General features: G+C 58.3%; 1 protein-coding gene. It reads right to left on the bottom strand.

Features of this window, described 5'->3' with window-relative positions; genetic code table 11:
• Positions 1-84: 84 nt before the first annotated feature.
• The coding region (locus AB1462_RS32220; RefSeq protein ID WP_367249176.1) for an acyl-CoA thioesterase at positions 85-427 on the bottom strand (343 nt) is incomplete at its 5' end.

The raw sequence follows: 427 nt of genomic DNA, 5'->3' as shown, positions 1-427 counted from the left end.
ACGAGGATGCTCGTCTAAAAGTTCCAGCCATCACAGCAAGTTATTCCGTAATGCAAAACAACGGCAGTATCGGCTTTCTTCTTTCTAGCCTTCGGATGGCACGGGTTTGGGCTTTCCGTCCTGGTCCAGCGCGACCATCACGAAATCGGCATCTGTCACCTTTTCCATGAGGTCCGACAGATAACGCTGCGCCCACGCTTCGACCTTCAGCGTCATCGATGTGCGCCCCACGCGATTGACATGCGTATAGATGCACAGCGTGTCGCCAATCTTCATTGGCTTGGCGAAGGACATCTCCTTCACCGCCGCCGTCACCACGCGACCCTTGGCGCGTTCGGCAGCGCGGATGCCGCAGGCAAGATCCATCTGCGCCATCACCCAGCCACCGACATTCTCGCCCGCCGCATTGGCGTCCGAAGGCATGGCC

The sequence above is a fragment of the Pseudomonas sp. SB113 genome (genome assembly GCF_040754745.1).
Classification (GTDB): Bacteria; Pseudomonadota; Gammaproteobacteria; order Pseudomonadales; family Pseudomonadaceae; genus Aquipseudomonas; species Aquipseudomonas grimontii.
The sequence above is the reverse complement of the archived record's forward strand: the minus strand, read 5'-3'. Positions and strand labels throughout refer to the sequence as shown.